The organism is Veillonella dispar (assembly GCF_900637515.1).
Classification (GTDB): Bacteria; Bacillota; Negativicutes; order Veillonellales; family Veillonellaceae; genus Veillonella; species Veillonella dispar.
Genome location: NZ_LR134375.1, coordinates 679,736 through 695,712 on the forward strand (window position 1 = coordinate 679,736; position 15,977 = coordinate 695,712).

Sequence of the window (15,977 nt, forward strand, 5' to 3'; positions counted from 1 at the left end):
TGTATGAGTAATAGATATACATATTCATATAATCATGAGTTATATATTAAATATGTATGCATGCTTGAACTTTAATTATTAATGAAATAAAATGATACTGTAACAAGTTTTATTTGGAGGTGCTATAATGGCAACAGTGCAAGAAAAAATCGAGTTATTGCACGAAAAACTAGCTAAAGTTAAAGCTGGTGGCGGTGAAAAACGCGTTGAGAAACAACATGCTCAAGGCAAAATGACTGCTCGTGAACGTTTGGCTAAATTGTTCGATGATAACTCTTTCGTTGAACTTGATCAATTTGTTAAACATCGTTGTGTTAACTTCGGTCAAGACAAGAAAGAATTACCAGGCGAAGGTGTAGTAACTGGTTATGGTACTATTGACGGTCGTTTAGTATATGCATTCGCACAAGATTTCACTGTAGAAGGTGGTTCCCTTGGTGAAATGCATGCTGCTAAAATCGTTAAAGTACAACGTTTAGCAATGAAAATGGGTGCTCCTATCATTGGTATCAATGATTCCGGCGGTGCTCGTATTCAAGAAGCTGTAGATGCTCTTGCTGGTTACGGTAAAATTTTCTTTGAAAATACAAATGCATCTGGCGTTATTCCACAAATTTCCGTAATCATGGGCCCATGCGCAGGCGGTGCTGTATATTCTCCAGCATTAACTGACTTCATCTACATGGTTAAACACACATCTCAAATGTTCATCACTGGTCCTGCAGTTATCAAATCTGTAACTGGTGAAGAAGTAACAGCTGAAGACCTTGGTGGTGCAATGGCTCACAACTCCGTATCTGGTGTTGCTCACTTTGCAGCTGAAGACGAAGATGATTGCATCGCTCAAATTCGCTACTTATTAGGCTTCTTGCCATCCAATAACATGGAAGATGCTCCATTAGTAGACACTGGCGATGATCCAACTCGCGAAGACGAAGGCTTGAACAGCTTGTTGCCTGATAACAGTAACATGCCATACGACATGAAAGATGTTATCGCAGCTACTGTAGATAATGGCGAATACTATGAAGTACAACCATTCTATGCTACAAACATTATCACTTGTTTCGCACGTTTTGACGGTCAATCCGTTGGTATCATTGCTAACCAACCAAAAGTAATGGCTGGTTGCTTGGACATCAATGCATCCGACAAATCTTCCCGTTTCATCCGTTTCTGTGATGCTTTCAATATTCCAATCGTTAACTTCGTTGACGTTCCTGGTTTCTTGCCTGGCACAAATCAAGAATGGGGCGGTATCATTCGTCATGGTGCTAAAATGTTGTATGCTTACTCTGAAGCTACAGTACCAAAAATTACTGTTATCACTCGTAAAGCATACGGCGGTTCTTACCTCGCTATGTGTTCCCAAGATTTGGGCGCTGACCAAGTATACGCTTGGCCTACATCCGAAATCGCTGTAATGGGTCCTGCTGGTGCAGCTAACATTATCTTCAAGAAAGATGAAGACAAAGACGCTAAAACAGCTAAATACGTAGAAGAGTTCGCAACTCCATACAAAGCTGCAGAACGTGGCTTCGTAGATGTTGTAATCGAACCAAAACAAACTCGTCCAGCAGTTATCAACGCTTTGGCTATGCTTGCAAGCAAACGCGAAAACCGTGCTCCAAAGAAACATGGTAATATTCCATTATAATTCGATTCGATAACAAGATCATCGAATTTGGGAGATACCTTTCTTTACTACTTTTTTAGAAAGGGGAATGATTATGGAAGGACAAGCAGTTACTACCAATCCTTGGTTAATCATGGCCATTAATATGACAGTTGTATTCGTTGTGTTGATTCTTTTAGGTATTTTGATGTCAATCGTTCATTTGATTGACCCTACTAAGAAGAAAAAAGACGTACCACCAAGTGCACCTGTTGCGGCTCCCGCAGCTACACCGGTGGCTGCACCAAATGCATCTGCTCAAAATGAAGGTGAAGTAGTAGCAGCTATCGTAGGTGCCATTGTGGCGATGGGGTATTCATCTGAACAAATTGCATCTATTCGACCTACAGCAACCAGTGCTAAATGGCGCTTGGAAGGTCGTTTAAGCGGTAGAGGTTAATAATATTTTAGGAGGCATTTGTAATGAGCAATGCTACAACAACTAACGGTAAAGCTCCATCTCAAGATGTAGTAGCAGTAATCGTTGGTGCATTAGCGGCAATGGGTTATTCCGCTGATCAAATCGCGCATATCCGTCCAATCGTAAGCTATAATTGGAAAATGGAAGGACGTTTGCGCGGTAATCGATAAGATTATTGGCAGTTAGATAATCTAATAGATTATCCAATTTATATGTGTAAAGAAAATTTATAAGTATTGTGTAGACACTACACATTTTGGAGGAATTTAAAATGAAACAATTCAACATTACAGTAAACGGCACAGCATATGATGTAGAAGTTAATGAAGTAAAAGGTGCAGCTCCTGCAGCAGCTCCTAAAGCAGCTCCAGCAGCAGCTCCTAAAGCAGCTCCTGCACCAGCTCCAGCTCCAGCTGCAGCAGCAGCTCCAGTTCCAGCAGGTGCTGAAACTGTAAAAGCTCCAATGCCTGGTAAAATCTTATCTGTAGCAGTATCCGCTGGTCAAGCAGTTAAAAAAGGCGAAACTTTGTTGATCCTTGAAGCTATGAAAATGCAAAACGAAATCGCAGCTCCTCATGATGCTGTAGTTTCTGAAGTTCGCGTAGCAGCTAACCAAACTGTATCCACTGGCGACGACATGGTTGTTCTTGGTTAATACCAAGTTGTGTGTGGCGCGGCTGAGCCGCGTCATATAACAATTTTATATTTGTGAAAGGGGAACGCATATGGAGGCTTTTGCTGTTGCGATTCAATCCGTTATTACAGATAGCGGGTTCCTCGCATTTACAACAGGCAATGCTATTATGATTCTTGTAGGTTTGATCCTATTGTACTTGGCATTTGCTAAAGAGTTTGAACCTTTATTGTTGGGTCCGATTGCGTTTGGTTGTGTACTTGCTAATATTCCTCGTAATGGTTTCGAAGAAGGCGTTATGGCACTTATTAGCGCAGGTATCTCCCAAGAAATCTTCCCACCTTTAATTTTCCTTGGTGTAGGTGCAATGACTGACTTTGGTCCACTCATTGCTAATCCTAAAACATTGCTTTTAGGTGCTGCTGCTCAAATCGGCGTATTCGTTGCTTTAGGTGGCGCAATGATGCTTGGCTTCACAGCTCAAGAAGCAGCTGCTATCGGTATCATCGGTGGTGCTGACGGCCCTACATCCATTTACTTAGCTACTAAGCTAGCTCCTCATTTATTAGGTGCTATCGCGGTTGCCGCATATTCCTATATGTCCTTGGTACCGTTGATTCAACCACCTGTAATGAAATTATTTACTACGCAAAAAGAACGCGAAATTGTTATGGAACAATTGCGTGAAGTTACACGTTTTGAAAAAATCGTATTCCCAATTATTTCTACGATCTTCATTTCCTTATTGCTTCCTTCCATTACATCCCTTTTAGGTATGTTGATGTTAGGTAACTTGTTCCGTGAATCTGGCGTAACTGATCGTTTGTCCGATACATCTCAAAATGCTTTGATCAATACTGTTACTATCTTCTTAGCAACTGGTACTGGTTTAACAATGAGTGCGGAACACTTCTTAAGCGTGCAAACACTCCTTATCATTTGCTTAGGTTTGGTTGCATTCATCGGTGGTACTGCTGGTGGCGTATTATTCGGTAAATTGATGAGCTTAGTAGATGGTGGTAAAACAAATCCACTTATTGGTTCTGCTGGTGTATCCGCGGTTCCAATGGCGGCTCGCGTATCTCAAGTTGTAGGTGCGAAAGCTAACCCAGCTAACTTCTTGCTCATGCATGCTATGGGTCCAAACGTAGCTGGCGTTATCGGTACAGCAGTAGCAGCAGGTACAATGCTTGCTATGTTGTCCAGCCACTAGTAATTTAATAATTATTCACCAAGGTGTGCCTAATTAGGTACACCTATTGGTGAATATAAAAACCCTTCAAATCTATGTATTCATGCATAAATAGGGTATATTTGCAATAAATGCTTTTCAGATCGGTCATTAGGTGATACAAGCATTCACACAATAACCTTCTAGTGCTTTAAATATAGTAGAGGTGGTCACTTGTTATCTGTAGAATTAAAAATACTGATTTGTTTTATCTGGGCATTTATTGTATTTTTTATTACGGCACTGATTATCGGTGTTGAAGGCAAAGCTAAATGGTTTCAACGCAGAACTAAATATACTTGGTTTAATCGCCGAGGATTTTTAGGTGAAACCTTATTCTTTGGGTATCCTAAAACAAGAGAGGGATATGGGATTACTTTTTTGATGGCTTCCGCCATTGGTATCGTAGGTTATATTTTATACCTCTTATAACTATATCAGTGCATTTCTCTGAAGGGAGATGATGATGTATGGGTACTGCAGAACAAACCTTAATCGTCCTCGCAGTCATGGCTGTTTTATTTGTTACGGAAATTATTCCTTTAGCTATTACTTCTTTAGGCGGCGCTATTACACTTGGCCTTATGGGTATTATTACTCCTAAGGTTGTATTCTCTGGTTTATCTGATAGTACAGTTGTGTTGTTTGCTGGCATGTTCGTTGTTGGTGCAGCATTGTTCTACACTGGTTTGGCTCAAAAAATTGGGGAAACAGTAGTATCTCATGCTGGTACTAGCGAAAATGGCTTAATGCTAGCAATCATGGTTGTTACAGCAACTATGTCCGCATTCTTATCTAACACTGGTACTACAGCTGCTTTACTTCCTGTAGTTGTTGGTATCTGTGCTGTTGCTAAGATTCCTGCATCTCGCCAATTGATGCCTTTAGCATTCGCTGCAGGTATTGGTGGTATCATTACAATGGTTGGTACACCTCCAAACATTATTGTAAGTGGTACATTAACTAAATTTGGTGAACAACCATTTGGTTTCTTCGAATTTGCTTGGATCGGTATTCCTTTGACTATCGCCACAATCGCATTCATGATGCTTATTGGTAAACATTTATTGCCTAAACATGAAATTCAAGATGCTGGCGACGTTGAACAAGAAGTAGCTGCTGAAGATATTTCTAACGATCCTAAGAAACAATTATACTCTGGTCTTATTCTTTTAGGTGTAATCATTGCTATGATTTTAGGTGACTTCCTAAAAGGTTATGGTATCAACTTACCATTGAGCATGGTTGCAGTTATTGGCGCAATGCTTTGCGTATTAACTGGTTGCTTGAACGAAAAACAAGCTTACACATCTATTGACTGGGTAACAATCTTCTTATTTGCTGGTATGATGCCAGTAGCAACTGCACTTGACCAATCTGGTGCAGGTAAAATGATTGCTAATGCAGTAATCGGTGTTATGGGTTCTGACCCTAGCCCTTACTTTGCAACAGCAGTATTATTCGCATTGTCTTGTGTTATGACTCAATTTATGTCTAACACAGCATCTTGTGCATTGTTGGCTCCTATCGGTATCTCCATTGCTCAAGGTATGGGCGCTGACCCTCATGCTGTATTGATGGCTATCGGCGTTGCTGCATCTTGTGCATTCGGTACACCTGTAGGTACACCTCCAAATACATTAGTACTTGGCCCTGGTCAATACAAATTTACAGACTATGTAAAAGCCGGCGTTCCATTGAGTTTAGTTTGCTTCGTAGTAAGCTTAATTATCATTCCAATGGTATGGCCATTCTTCCCTGGTAAATAATAGGGGATAGGTTACTCTACTATAAAGCACATACGAGGTCGAATCGTAAGATTCGGCCTCGTTTTTTATGATTTTAGCCTATATGATTTTAATATAGATTACATATAAGTGTAATCAAAAGCAATATGAATTAAACTAATTTGCATGATTAATTTTACACAATTGACTACATCGAAAAAAATATGATATAGTATATTGTGTAAGATATAATAACTTAATGTTGAATAAGGAGGTCATCTATGACAAAAGAAAGATTTAATATGTTAGTTGGTTCTATTGGTGCATTTATTGGTGTATTTGTATTTTTAGCCTATATCCCACAAATAATTGCTAATCTTCATGGTCAACCTAGTCAACCATGGCAACCATTATTTGCAGCAGTATCCTGTTTGATCTGGGTATTATATGGTTGGACAAAATCACCTAAACGTGATTATATTTTAATCGTACCAAACCTTGCAGGCGTTATTTTAGGTACACTAACATTCTTAACATCTTTCTAAGTGCTATAAGAAAAAAATAGTATTATTGTTATATAGTGAATAATAGTAAAGATATTACTTTACTTTATAAATATAAATGAGGTCGAATCGTATGATTCGGCCTTTTTTAGAGTGAAGTTTATATGTTAGATTAAAATATAGATAAGCGTTAAATCTGTTGTAATAAAAAAATAGTTTTTATGATAATAAATATTGATAATTAAATTCCTATTATAATGATTAGAATTTTATAAAATTGATAATTACAACATTCTCATTTGTTGAATATCATATTCAATTAATTAAATGAAAAGTAATATCAAAATACCTATAAACATAGGCTTTGTATGATAAAAATGAAAAAGTAATATGCAAAAATATATACAGTTTTTTATCATTTTCATTTGACTTTCAAAAAGAACTGTGTGATAATGAGAACATAAGTTGAGGCAAGTGCCTTTCTAAATGATAATAAAAAGTTCTGATCTATATTTTTATGGAGGTCCTAATTATGAGAGTTATTGCTGATGGTTGCATTAAATGTGGTTCTTGCGCATCTGTTTGCCCAGTTTCTGCTATTTCTGAAGGCGAAACTAAATATGAAATCAACGATACTTGCATCGATTGCGGTTCTTGCGAATCCGTTTGCCCAGTATCTGTAATTTCCGCTGAGTAATCACAAATTAAACGGCCCCTCATTGAGGGGCTTTTTATTTTGCCTAAATTTGCTTAACTTAGTATAATAGGACTATTAAGATATATATTATTATAAGGGAGTACAGCTTGTTTTATATTATACTAATTCTTTGGTTACTCTTAGATCAATGGACTAAATATTACATTATGAATCATTTTATGTTAGGTGAGTCTTTAGTGGTTATACCCAATGTATTTCATTTAACATATATTATTAATCGCGGTGCAGCATTTGGTATGCTTGCTAATCAGCGATGGTTTTTCTTACTGGTAGCGGTTATTTTGCTAGGCGCATGTGCATATTATTGGAAGCGCTTATCAAAAGGTCCGTGGACTTTACAGATTGGATCTGCTTTATTAGTGTCTGGTGCTATTGGTAATGGCATTGATCGTTACATGATTCATGGTGTGGTAGATTTTTTTGATTTCCGTATATGGCCTATTTTTAATGTTGCTGATATTGGTATCTGTGTAGGCGTAGCTTTAGTAGTCTACTATTTATTTACATTAAAAGATGATGATAAATAATTCATATATTATGACATATAATTAATTAATATATGATACTTAACTCATAGAGAGGTAGAGGATGAACGAATATATTGTAAATGCTGAGCAAGACGGTATGAGACTGGATGTATTCTTAACAGAACATATGGAAGGGTCTCGTAGTTATATTCAAAGTTTAATTAAAGGTGGTCACATTACAGTAGGTGCTAAGGTAGGGAAAGCAAATCTTAGACTTACACCAAATGCTGTTGTACGTGTAGAGATACCGGAGCCTGAATCTGTAGAGGTAAAACCAGAGGATATTCCTTTAGATGTATTGTATGAAGATCATGATATTATCATTGTAAATAAACAACGTGGTATGGTTGTTCATCCTGCGGTGGGCAATTATTCGGGTACACTTGTTAATGCATTGCTATATCATTGTAAGGATTTGTCCGGTATTAATGGTGAGATTAGACCTGGTATTGTTCACCGTTTAGATAAGGATACATCTGGTGTTATGATGGCTGCTAAGAATGATGCAGCTCATATAGGTTTAGCTGAGCAGGTAAAAGAACATTCTGCTAAACGTACGTATTTAGCACTAGTACAAGGCAATATTGTAGAAGAGAAGGGCACTATTAAGGCTCCTATTGGGAGACATCCTAAGGATCGCATGAAAATGGCAGTTGTCTTTGAAAATAGTAAGGATGCAGTCACTCACTTTAATGTAGTTGAACGATTTGGTCATCAAACCTTGGTTGAATGTAATCTAGAGACTGGGCGCACACATCAAATTCGTGTACATTTTGCTCATATTGGACATCCTGTTGTCAATGATCCATTCTATGGTTACCGTCGTATGGATTTCCCTATTGAAGGACAAGCGTTACACTCTAGATCTTTAGATGTAAAACATCCTATTACAGGTGAAAGTATGCATTTTGAGGCGCCTCTTCCAGATGACTTCAAAGCATGTTTAGAGTTTGCTAAAACATATCGAGAAGATAAGCGTAAATAAACGAAAAAACGAAAAGAAACGTAAACAAATGTAGACAAATGTAAATACATGTAAATAAAATAGCTGTCTTATATTGTGGTTTACTAAATAATCTTCTAACTATATTTGTTGAAAGGGCATAGAGGTCTCTGTGCTATAAGGGCGTATATATGGAAAAGAAACGCTTATTGATGGATCAAGATGCTATTATGCGTGCTATCCGTCGTATTAGTCATGAAATTCTAGAACGTAATAAAGGCTTATCCAATGCTCTCATTGTAGGGATTGAACGACGTGGTGTTATTTTGGCAAAACGTTTACAAGCTGAAATTGAGCGCATTGAAGGGATTCATATTGAATGTGAGTCTCTTAATGTGGCTATGTATCGTGATGATCGTGATGCTCGTCAAAAAGAAGGCGAACCATGTACGATTGATACTACAGAAAAAACAATTATCCTTGTTGATGATGTGCTTTACACAGGACGCACCATTCGTGCAGCTTTAAATGCATTGATGACATCTGGTAGACCTAAATCAATTCAGTTAGCAGTTCTTGTGGATCGTGGTCACCGTGAATTGCCAATTCGTGCAGATTATGTAGGTAAAAATATTCCTACATCTCATCTTGAAAGTGTACGCGTTGCCGTTGCTGATCTAGATGGCGAAGAAGGGGTTACAATACAGGAATAACCTGTATTGTAACCCCTTCTTTTGGTTTGTTTAAATTAAAATTATGCTATTTATTTAATATATTGTGGTGTATATGTATAGTCTGTATGGCCTATACGGTTAGCTTCATTATGGAAACATAAGGCTTGTATATCTGTAGCTAGCGTGTCGATGTGGTGCATAGATTTTCCAAGATTGTTGAGTTGAGTAGGTGCTTTAGCCCATTTCTGAATGACTGGAATATCATGTTCAGTTCGAAGCCATTTACGACCTCTGTCATTGAAGGCTAGTAATCTAGCGTATTGAGGGCCTTCGTCCATAGCGACGTTTATCAAGTCTTTTGTAATTCCTAATGTGAGGTAGGCACCCATTCGTTGTAATCGTGCATAGGTGTAGCGCTTGGATTTTATTTGATTGATAGCAGATTCCCATGTTGGTTGTTGAGCTGCTTTCAACCACAAGTGTTCAATACCTTCAGTAAAATCAACAAAACGCTCTAATTCATTGATGGTCATGCGGCGACTCAACATGTGTACCGTATTGTAATATCTACTGTAGTCGACATAGTGACCGCTTGTGATTCTATGCTTCATATCATCTAGAATAGGTGTTGGAATAGCAGTTTGGAGCGTTGAATATATATCTAAGGGATTAGCAATAGTGATGAATTGGCGCAACGCGGTACCTGATGGCAACTCTTGATCGATGTTTTGATTATGGTGATCAGATGTACGCTGAATAGGGATATATTCTAAGTTTGAGTGATATTTTAACCCAGCTCGTATATATTCAAGCCCTAACAAGGCATTAGGTGTGTTAAGCATTTCGGAGCCTAGTGCTTTACGGAAGGCTGTGCCATAGGATAGACCTTCAATTAAATAACCGCGTAATTCATTTTGAGTGCTTTCACAATCCATACGTTTAGCCGTATGGATGAGTTGGTCTAAATCAGTTGTTTCAGAACCAAAGGACAGCATATCAATAGATAAAGATTTAATTAATTGAATGGCACCTGAAGAAAATAGTTGGGCACTACCTAACGAATAAAGCGTAGGAAGTTCGATAACGATATCTGTACCACCTAGAATAGCCCATCGAGCGCGATCGAATTTTGAGAAAAGAGCTGGTTCGCCACGTTGTACAAAGGAGCCACTCATAATACAGATGCGCAATACATCAGGGTATTTTGTAGCTAATGTATGTAGTTGATGTGCATGACCATTGTGAAATGGATTGTATTCGCAAATAATACCGATGGTTTTCATAGTGACTCCTTTCATTAGTGTTAGTGTAACAAAGCATAGAAAGACTGTAAATAAATTTTGAACTTAAGAGGCCGTATAGTAAAGAAATAGATGTAAAAAATGTGTGTAAAACTAAAGTTTTTTGTAGATTTTATTTGTTCTATAGGCTATAATTAACTGTAAATGCTGAATTGATGTGAGGTATATGATGAAACAAAATTGGAAACGTACATTACAAGGGGCTCTGCTCGGTGCTGCGCTACTAGCAATGGCGGGATGTGGCTCTACAAATGTAATGGATACATATAGTTTTGGCCATCAAGTTATCCGTGCTGGTCAATCTGAAATTACCATTGCTTTGCCTTATGAAATGGGTAAAAGTACAAAAAATATGTCTGATGATGGGTATCCAATTGATATTTATGGATCTGTTACAGACCATATGGTAATTGAGGTTGAGGCTTTGCGTGCTGGTGAAAACAAACCATTGCCAACAGTGGATGAGTATGTAAACCGCAGCAAATCTGAGTTTACTAAAATTGGCGGCACCATCAAAGAAGAGTCTGTAGCTTTAGAAGGCGCGTCTGCTAAAAAGCTTGATGTGACCTATACAACTCAAGGACAAACATTTAGATTTTCTCAATACGTATTCTTAGATCATGGCGTATTGTGGAATATAGTCTACCAATATCCTGAAAAGGATCAGGTAGGTGCTGATATCAGCAAAGAAATTCAAAACAAGATTCAAGTTACACAACAGAAAGAGGGTTAATCGATGAATGTATTAGTAGTTAACTGCGGTAGTTCTTCCTTGAAATATCAATTACTTGATATGACAACTGAAACAGAATTGGCAAAAGGTCTTTTTGAGAAGATTGGTGATCAAGACGCTATCTTTACTCATAAACGTCCTAACGCAGATAAATTAGAACGCGTTGAACCAATTTTGAATCATAAAGAAGCTCTTCGTATTTTACTTGATATTTTAGTTGATGCTGAATATGGTGTAATTAAGTCTATGGACGAAATCGACGCTGTTGGTCACCGTGTAGTACATGGCGGTGAAAAATTCGCTGACTCCGTATTGATCACTCCAGCTGTTATGGAAGCATTAGAAGAATGCTGCGCATTGGCTCCATTGCATAACCCACCAAACATTCAAGGTATCGAAGCTTGCCAAGCTATCATGCCTAACGTACCACAAGTTGCTGTATTCGATACTGCATTCCACCAAACAATGCCTAAAGAAGCTTACATGTATGCGCTTCCTTACGAATACTATGAAGATTATGGCATCCGTCGTTACGGTTTCCATGGTACATCCCACAAATATGTTGCACAACGTTGCGCTGAATTGATGGGCAAACACATGTCTGATCCTCGCATCATCACATGTCACTTAGGTAATGGTTCTTCCGTATCCGCTATTAAAGGTGGTCGCTCTATCGATACTACAATGGGCTTTACTCCATTGTCTGGTTTGATCATGGGTACTCGTACTGGTGATATTGATCCAGCTATCGTTCCATTCTTGATGAACAAAACTGGCATGAACTACGATGAAGTAGACACTGTTATGAATAAAAAATCTGGTGTACTTGGTATTTCCGGCGTGTCTAATGACTTCCGTGTTATCGAAGAAGCAGCAGCTAATGGTAACAAACGTGCTCAATTAGCATTGAACATGTTCCATTACAAAGTTCGCCGTGTAATTGGTGCATTCGCAGCAGTTATGGGTGGTGTTGATGCTATCGTATTCACAGCTGGTATCGGTGAAAACGGTATCGGTAACCGTGATGCAATCTGCAATGGTTTAGAATACTTGGGTACTCGCATTGACTCTGAACGCAACAACATCCGCGGTAAAGAACAAGAAATTAGTGCTGAAGGCTCCAGAGTTAAAATCTTCGTAATCCCTACAAACGAAGAAATCATGATTGCTCGCGATACTCAACGTATTACAGCATCCTTGAAAAAATAATATAGTTCGTATCTGAACTAGGTGACTAATAGAGTCATAAAACCCCGTCTATATCATAGATATAGGCGGGGTTTTTGTAGTTTTTATACTTAGAATACCTTATAATAGAATGTATAGTTATAAAGTAGTAGTTCTTTTAAAGGGGTAACACATGACAGTATTATATGAAGAAAAATCTCAGCGTGCTAAAAGTGCAGAGTGGCTAGTATTATGTTTTGTTATTCTATTATTATGTGGTGTTGGGTACACTACATATCGTAGTATTAACTTGCATACTATACTAATAGCAGAATATTTTATTGAAATTATGGCTATCATCGTAATTGTTAAACAAGCTGTTAGTCGATATACCTATATTTTGACAGATACAAAGTTAGTAATTGAAGAATCTTCTATATTTAGAAAGCGCCATTTTGAGGTAGATTACGATATGATTGATGGCGTCTTTAAGTTTGAACGTGAGTTATTGACAAATATTAAATATCGATATAAATATAGAAAATGCTCAACTTCTGATCCACGTCCTATTTGGTCTCTAGTATATGCGATTGTAAAGGGTGATAAGGTTCAAAATGGTCGCCTTTTATTGAAAGCGGATGATAAATTTTTTGACATCTTAGAGGAACATGTACCAGGTCGTATCCGTGTGCCTCAAGCGGACATTGTGTTCTATGCTGCAGTCCGTGCTGATGCGGTAAAACATGGTGAAGATGTACAAGAGTACTATAAAAAGTTAACAACACCTGAAAAGGATGACCCTGATATTCTTGTTTAATTTACAGATATTTTCTAATTTATATTATCTAAATTGGTTGGAATGGTTTTATTTATAAAACGGTGAAATTAACTAAAATTCATATACGATAAAGGAGTGCAAATGGCTGGATTATATTTGGCGAGCCAATCACCACGAAGAACTGAATTATTAACACAAGTTGGTATTGATCATATTGTTGTATCAAGTGCCTATGAAGAGGCTAATAAGGGTTATGATAATCCTATTGAAATGGTGAAAGAACAAGCTTTAGGTAAGGCTCGTGCGGCTGTAGGCGTACCTGAAGGGAGCATCGTACTAGGTGCTGATACGATTGTCGTATTAGACAATCAAGTGCTAGGTAAACCTCATGATGAATCTGAGGCCCGTCATATGCTAGAGCGTTTATCAGGCCAAGTTCATTCTGTAATTACTGGTGTAGCCTTGCTTATTAAAGGTCAAGAAATAGTTTTTCATAATGAAACAAAGGTATATTTTAAAAAGTTAGCTCCTTTTGAAATTGAATCCTATATCGGTAGTGGTGAGCCTATGGATAAGGCTGGCGCCTATGGTATACAAGGTAAAGGCGCTTTATGGGTAGAAAAGATTGAAGGCTCTTATACCAATGTGGTTGGCTTGCCTGTAGAGCATGTGTATGATGAACTATGTAAAGCGTTAGGCGCTAAATAATACTATCGCTTTATAGTGATAGTGTTATAATTGGCTGTGCTGTGCTGTGCTGTGCTGTGCTGTGCTGTGCTGTGCTGTGCTGTGCTGTGCTGTGCAAGTAATATATAAAGAGAGTAGATGTGTTGGTTGCTTGATAGATAGATGGTGTTATCTATTTGAATGGAGAGATTCTATGGAAGTACCAACAGTAAGTGTAAAAGACATGTTGCCGTTTCAACGGCCGCGAGAGAAGTTTCTTACCCTAGGGCCATCCCATATGGCGATGGAGGAACTATTAGCTATTTTATTACGAACAGGGGTAAAGGGGCAGTCCGCCATTTCCTTAGCTAACGATATCGTACAATCCTTTGATGATGGCGTATATGGTTTAAATCGAATGACCGTTGAAGAACTCGTTAAAATCAAGGGTATTGGTACAGATAAAGCGGTGACCTTATGTGCAGCTCTTGAGATGGGGCGGCGCTTGGGAGAGCTTAAAATCAAGGAAACTTACGAAGATTTTTCACAGCCCTTTGTTATAGCCCAATATGTAATGGAGCGTTTGCGCCACGAAGAGGTAGAGCATGTATGGGCAGCTATGTTGACGTCACGAAATAAATTGATTCAGTTAGAACATATTTCTAATGGAGGGTTAGTATCTAGCCTTGTAGAGCAGCGTGCTGTTTTTAAGAAGGCCATAGCGTGTAATGCGGCGGCCATTATTTTAATACATAATCATCCATCCGGCGATAGTCGTCCTAGTGATGAAGATATACGACTAACCAAGTTGTTTGTCAGTGCAGGTCAGTTCATGGGGATACCTGTGTTAGATCATATCGTCATTGGTGATAATGAATTCACTAGCCTTAGTGAAATCGGTAAACTCAGTTAAGTTATCCTTATATGATAAGTTTTAAAACTGTATAATAATGGCTTTATAGTTTGTTGTATCAGTAAATAAGCACTCATAATGATGCGTTCTTTATTATGTCTAGTAAATAGAGAATGCATCATGATATGGGTGCTTTTTCTATTTTGTTCGACCTATAGGTAGCTTTGTAATGTATCACTTGTGAGTGTGTAAATTATGTATGACTTAAGGGTACTTGAATTATGCATTTTCTGAGCTTTTAACAATGGTAAAAGCCTTGATATTAATAGAAAAAGTCGTATTATATGTGGTAAAATGGAATGATGATGTAATGAAGGAGATTTTACTATGAGTTCCATTTTACCTACTCTAGGAAAAGATGTAAGTATAGATATTGGGTCCATACAGACGCGCCTCATGGGAGGGACGCGAGGAACCGTTATAAGCGAGCCATCTATTATAGCCACTGATACGAAACAAGAAAAAGTAGTAGCCGTTGGCGATGAAGCTGCTCGCCTTGTATTGCGTATGCCGGATATGTGGCGACCTTTGACACCGTTGAAAGATGGCTTTATTGTGGATTATCGCGTTATGCATACGATGCTTAACTATTTTCTGAATAAGGTATCTAATGCATTGCGTCGTGCTCGAGTTCTTGTTGGTGTTCCGTGCGGGATGACTGATGTTGAGCAAAGAGCTATGATGGATGCCGTTATTCAGGCGGGAGCCCGCGAAGTATTTCTTATTGAACGTCCTGTGGCTGCAGCTATTGGTTGCGGTGCACCTATCTTTGAAGCTCGTGGATCCATGGTCATTGATATTGGTGGTGGTACCGTAGATATGGGTATTGTTTCATTGGGCGGTATTGTAGATAGCAAAACTATACGCTTTGGTGGTTCAGATATTAACAATGCATTGCTACGCTATGTACGCGAGTGTTTTGGTGTTATCGTTTCTGATGAAATTATAGAGGATATTAAACATACTGTAGGTACTGCTGTGGCACCACTAGAAGATGCGGAATATGCCTTTCAAGGCCGTGATATGATGAATGGTTTAGGTAGACGTTGTGTCATTCATCAGTCTGAAGTATACCAAGTTGTTAATGACTGTATCGGAGGCCTTTTGGATGAATTAAAACAAATGATTCGTTCCGCTGAACCTGAAATTGTAGCCGATATTATGCAATATGGAATCTACCTCACTGGTGGTACAGCGCAATTATCTGGCCTGGCAGAGCGTATTGGTGGCGAATTAGGTGTGCCTGTACACGTTCCGGACGCACCTGAGACGAAAGTTGTTGTAGGCCTTAATGGGGCTTCATCGGACTTAGTGAGTTTATCGCGATTTATTGTAAATTCTAAAAATAGAAAGGGCCAAGACTAAT

The 15,977-nt window shown here is 38.4% G+C and carries 19 protein-coding genes; 18 read left to right on the forward strand and 1 reads right to left on the reverse strand.

Translation table 11 applies throughout. The features are described 5' to 3' along the window. Positions 1–127: 127 nt before the first annotated feature. From mmdA to pyrR, 12 genes are all read left to right on the forward strand, one after another. Positions 128–1,657, forward strand: a complete 1,530-nt coding sequence (mmdA, locus tag EL171_RS03095; RefSeq protein WP_005386013.1) for a methylmalonyl-CoA decarboxylase subunit alpha — start codon at positions 128–130, stop codon at positions 1,655–1,657. Positions 1,658–1,730: 73 nt separating this feature from the next. Beyond that, entirely contained in the window at positions 1,731–2,075 is a 345-nt protein-coding gene (gene mmdD / locus EL171_RS03100) for a methylmalonyl-CoA decarboxylase subunit delta (protein ID WP_039969070.1), read from the forward strand. Between the two features lie 23 nt (positions 2,076–2,098). Continuing rightward, positions 2,099–2,266 (forward strand): methylmalonyl-CoA decarboxylase subunit epsilon, encoded by a 168-nt coding sequence (mmdE, locus tag EL171_RS09920; protein WP_004696483.1) that lies wholly within the window; start codon positions 2,099–2,101, stop codon positions 2,264–2,266. Positions 2,267–2,367: 101 nt separating this feature from the next. Then, entirely contained in the window at positions 2,368–2,751 is a 384-nt protein-coding gene (mmdC, locus tag EL171_RS03105) for a methylmalonyl-CoA decarboxylase subunit gamma (RefSeq protein WP_005386016.1), read from the forward strand. Positions 2,752–2,821: 70 nt separating this feature from the next. Continuing rightward, complete coding sequence (mmdB, locus tag EL171_RS03110) at positions 2,822–3,943, forward strand: methylmalonyl-CoA decarboxylase subunit beta (protein WP_005386017.1); 1,122 nt, start codon at positions 2,822–2,824, stop codon at positions 3,941–3,943. A gap of 192 nt (positions 3,944–4,135) precedes the next feature. Then, positions 4,136–4,393 carry a hypothetical protein gene (locus tag EL171_RS03115; protein ID WP_005377387.1) on the forward strand — a complete coding sequence of 86 codons (258 nt, stop codon included), beginning with the start codon at positions 4,136–4,138 and terminating at the stop codon, positions 4,391–4,393. A 38-nt stretch (positions 4,394–4,431) separates the two neighbouring features. Then, the gene (locus EL171_RS03120; protein ID WP_005386020.1) at positions 4,432–5,730 is read left to right on the forward strand and encodes an SLC13 family permease; all 1,299 of its coding nucleotides are present in this window, start codon (positions 4,432–4,434) and stop codon (positions 5,728–5,730) included. 239 nt (positions 5,731–5,969) lie between these two features. Next, positions 5,970–6,233: a SemiSWEET family transporter gene (locus tag EL171_RS03125; RefSeq protein WP_004696474.1), complete on the forward strand. Its 264-nt coding sequence runs from the start codon at positions 5,970–5,972 to the stop codon at positions 6,231–6,233. A gap of 490 nt (positions 6,234–6,723) precedes the next feature. Next, on the forward strand, positions 6,724–6,888 hold the full coding sequence (locus EL171_RS03130; RefSeq protein ID WP_005386021.1) for a 4Fe-4S ferredoxin: 165 nt from the start codon (positions 6,724–6,726) through the stop codon (positions 6,886–6,888). Positions 6,889–6,995: 107 nt separating this feature from the next. After that, the gene (gene lspA, locus EL171_RS03135) at positions 6,996–7,436 is read left to right on the forward strand and encodes a signal peptidase II (protein ID WP_039969072.1); all 441 of its coding nucleotides are present in this window, start codon (positions 6,996–6,998) and stop codon (positions 7,434–7,436) included. A gap of 61 nt (positions 7,437–7,497) precedes the next feature. After that, positions 7,498–8,421 carry an RluA family pseudouridine synthase gene (locus EL171_RS03140; RefSeq protein ID WP_005386023.1) on the forward strand — a complete coding sequence of 308 codons (924 nt, stop codon included), beginning with the start codon at positions 7,498–7,500 and terminating at the stop codon, positions 8,419–8,421. Positions 8,422–8,570: 149 nt separating this feature from the next. Further along, positions 8,571–9,092 carry a bifunctional pyr operon transcriptional regulator/uracil phosphoribosyltransferase PyrR gene (pyrR, locus tag EL171_RS03145; RefSeq protein WP_005386024.1) on the forward strand — a complete coding sequence of 174 codons (522 nt, stop codon included), beginning with the start codon at positions 8,571–8,573 and terminating at the stop codon, positions 9,090–9,092. A gap of 50 nt (positions 9,093–9,142) precedes the next feature. Here pyrR and EL171_RS03150 read toward each other — a convergent pair whose 3' ends face one another. Continuing rightward, the gene (locus EL171_RS03150; RefSeq protein WP_039969074.1) at positions 9,143–10,336 is read right to left on the reverse strand and encodes a tRNA(Met) cytidine acetate ligase; all 1,194 of its coding nucleotides are present in this window, start codon (positions 10,334–10,336) and stop codon (positions 9,143–9,145) included. Positions 10,337–10,523: 187 nt separating this feature from the next. Between EL171_RS03150 and EL171_RS03155 the strand changes: the two genes are divergently transcribed. The 6 genes from EL171_RS03155 to mreB all read left to right on the forward strand — a co-directional run bounded on the left by EL171_RS03155 (position 10,524) and on the right by mreB (position 15,976). Beyond that, the gene (locus tag EL171_RS03155) at positions 10,524–11,087 is read left to right on the forward strand and encodes a hypothetical protein (RefSeq protein ID WP_039969076.1); all 564 of its coding nucleotides are present in this window, start codon (positions 10,524–10,526) and stop codon (positions 11,085–11,087) included. Positions 11,088–11,090: 3 nt separating this feature from the next. Beyond that, a complete protein-coding gene (locus EL171_RS03160; RefSeq protein WP_005386027.1) occupies positions 11,091–12,296 on the forward strand; it encodes an acetate/propionate family kinase in 1,206 nt (401 codons plus the stop codon). Between the two features lie 151 nt (positions 12,297–12,447). After that, complete coding sequence (locus tag EL171_RS03165; RefSeq protein WP_005386028.1) at positions 12,448–13,071, forward strand: hypothetical protein; 624 nt, start codon at positions 12,448–12,450, stop codon at positions 13,069–13,071. Positions 13,072–13,173: 102 nt separating this feature from the next. Further along, positions 13,174–13,740, forward strand: coding sequence for a Maf family protein (locus tag EL171_RS03170; protein WP_005386029.1), 567 nt, complete (start codon positions 13,174–13,176; stop codon positions 13,738–13,740). 172 nt (positions 13,741–13,912) lie between these two features. Then, entirely contained in the window at positions 13,913–14,611 is a 699-nt protein-coding gene (gene radC, locus EL171_RS03175) for a RadC family protein (RefSeq protein ID WP_005386030.1), read from the forward strand. Between the two features lie 327 nt (positions 14,612–14,938). Beyond that, entirely contained in the window at positions 14,939–15,976 is a 1,038-nt protein-coding gene (mreB, locus tag EL171_RS03180; protein ID WP_005386031.1) for a rod shape-determining protein, read from the forward strand. Position 15,977: the final 1 nt, after the last annotated feature.